Below are 2,823 nucleotides of genomic sequence, written 5' to 3' on the forward strand. Positions count from 1 at the left end.
AATGAGCCTCTGGAGCGTATTGGTATTTCGATTGAACAGGTCGTACAACTTCACCCCCAGGGCGACACCTGCCTCCTGCTCGGTACGCCAGCGGTTTTGGCGCGTCTCTGCCAGGAGCCTGGTAAGCTCATCCTCGGCGACCTGATGGGATACGGCGTCGTGATGGGACGAATCGCCGCTGACATGCACCGTCCGCTGCCCGTTGACCGCATCCGATATCTTTAAGGTGATGTCGGCATTATTGTTGTCCCCCATAAAGCAAATCCCCCAATTATAGAATAGCGAATGTATCTTAATGATAACGGATTGCAGATTACGGGGTCAAGGGGGCTGGCCCCCTTGCAGGGGGTTCTGAAGGGGGGCGGAGCCGCCCTTTTTTTTTTCTTCGGGTCAAATGCGATTGTCTTCCTCTCCCCTGATGGCGTCCGTATATTCTGCCAACATCCTGTCTCTGCCGATGGCGCAATCGATGAAGTCCCAGGGGAGCGGCTCGGCGGGGTCTTTCTGACGGTGGATGTAGAAATCGACCGATACCCCGGCCATCTTACACGCCTTCTTCCAATTCGGTTCCTCGTTCATCAGCTCAAGCACCCTGGAAAGCCTCCTGTCGCCCACGGACAACACCCCCTCCAGATAGGCGTATCTCGCAACGTCGTGAAACACCTTAACGTTGTCCGCCTTCAGACCGTCCCTGATAAGCCGCATCCGATGCTTTACCGTCTGCGTCGTGGCCATCGGATGCCACTGAAAGGGCGTCTGCGGCTTTGGCACGAACACGCTGATGCTCATCACGATATTGGTACGCTTTGTCAGCCCCCTTAGCTCCTTTACAAGTGTCACACTCTCAAGGACGTCTCCATCGGTCTCCGTAGGCAGGCCGACCATGAAGTAGAGTCTGAGGGTTTGTATGCCGCCATTAAAGATAAGGGTTGCCGTTTCGATGATGTCCTCTCTGGTGATCTGCTTGTTTATCACACGCCTCAGCCGTTCGGAGCCGGTCTCCGGCGCCAGAGAGACGCTGTTCTTGCCGCGCATCAGCGCTAGAATCTCAACCGAACGCTTGCTTGCCCGCAACGACGTGATCGAAAACTCAACCCCCTCCAGCGTCAGGACATCCCTGATGTGCGGATAGTCCGTCAGAGAGGCCCCGATAAGCCCCACTCTGCCGCTACACTGCCGTGCGAGTTGTACCTGCTGTGTTACGGCCTCAAGCCCCTTCTTGCGTGGCGGACCGTAGATGCTCCTGACGGCACAGAACCGACACCCCCACGGACATCCCCTCATGGCCTCCACCAGGTACATCGACGAAAACTCGGTCTGCGTCGTGACGATCTGCCCCGTAGGCGGCAGGGCGTTGAGGTCACTGACGTAGCCGCGCCTGATGACATCCGGATAACCTGGGGCAGTAGTCGTCCTATGGCTGATTATGCCGTCGTCGTGGTAGTTGACGGTGTAACGGGAGGGCACGTATATGCCGTCGATGCCACGGATGTTGTCAAACAGTTCGTTCCTGTCGGCGCTTGCCCTGTATGCGTCAATGAAGTCGTCGAGCATCGCCTCGGCCTCGCCTATGAAGACCGTATCGATAAAGTCACTCAGCGGCTCAGGGTTCAAGAGCGCACAGGGGCCACCCATAATCACCAGTGGGTCTCTGCGCCCTCTGGCGTGTGCATGGATGGGCAGGTGGGCAAGTCTCAGCATCTTTAACAGGTTGGGATAGTCGTTTTCAAAGGACACGGAGAAGGCTACGATGTCAAACCCGCTCAGTGGGGTGATGGACTCCATGCTGTACAGCGGCGTGCGGGTACGCAACAACTCATCAATTGTCTCCGATTGTGGCAGAAACGCCCTCTCACAGACGACGTCGTTGCGTGCATTAAGGAGGGCGTAGACAAGCCTAAACCCCAGGTTTGACATCCCCACGTAGTACGTGTTGGGATAGCACAGGCAGACCCTGACCTTGCCGCCATGTTCCTTGTATACCGTACCGGTTTCACTGTTGAGCAGTGACCTTGTCTGTTGGAGCAGGCGCTTGCTTACAGACATTTAACTCTCATTTTTCTTCCTTTAAAAAATCCTGTAATGCTATGATAAGTACCTGCCCATATTTGTCTCCTTTCAATTTTTTAAGTCTGCGTATTCACGCCATTACCCCTGACGTTAACGGAAATGCCACTCGCTCAGAAACCAGCAAGCCAAGTGGATCTACGAAAACATACCTGTGTTTTATGCCTTATATAAGGCCACTCAACTCATCTACAGAGGCCGCCTCCTTTATCAGTCCCTTAAGTTCCTCTAACCTTTTTATGTCCTCAATGCCTCTGATTCTGTCCATAATCGCAAGCCCTTGCTCGGCGTACTTAATCTCAAGCATTCCCTCTATTCCTTTTACCAGTCCCTTGCGCTCTCCCTCTATTAGCCCTTTTGCTATCCCTTTTGCCAGCCCCCTACGCTCTCCTTCCATGAATACACCTACCTCATCCTTGGCTCTCATCTGCCAGTAATCGTAGATTTCAAGCTCTTTTTCGTTCCACGTCATCTTGTTCGCTATCTCGTAGGCCTCCTTTAGCTCCACAAAGTCTGCACACTTAGGTACCATATGCAGAGCAACAGCGTTCTTTATAAAATGTATCCACTTGTCTGTTATGCTCTCTAACTCATCCTCAGTCCTGGTAAACTTGGGCAACTCTATAAAGTTGAACTCCATATCCTTCAACTCCTGCCTGTATGTTGACGTATTTAATATCTTATGCCTTGTTAAATAATCATCGCCATCAAATATGTTAAATTCCACTATGCCTATAAATATCACCTGATTTAGTG

At 52.6% G+C, this 2,823-nt stretch carries 3 protein-coding genes; all 3 read right to left on the reverse strand.

Features of this window, described 5'->3' with window-relative positions; all coding sequences use genetic code 11:
* On the reverse strand, positions 1-255 hold a 255-nt coding region (locus HWQ67_RS15650; protein WP_218253618.1), incomplete at its 3' end, for a hypothetical protein.
* A gap of 135 nt (positions 256-390) precedes the next feature.
* A complete protein-coding gene (locus tag HWQ67_RS15655) occupies positions 391-2,046 on the reverse strand; it encodes a radical SAM protein (protein ID WP_218253619.1) in 1,656 nt (551 codons plus the stop codon).
* Between the two features lie 187 nt (positions 2,047-2,233).
* Positions 2,234-2,823: PD-(D/E)XK nuclease family transposase (locus tag HWQ67_RS15660; RefSeq protein ID WP_218253620.1), on the reverse strand; the 590-nt coding region annotated here is incomplete at its 5' end.

The sequence above is a fragment of the Candidatus Magnetobacterium casense genome (genome assembly GCF_019173545.1).
Lineage (GTDB): Bacteria > Nitrospirota > Thermodesulfovibrionia > Thermodesulfovibrionales > Magnetobacteriaceae > Magnetobacterium > Magnetobacterium cryptolimnobacter.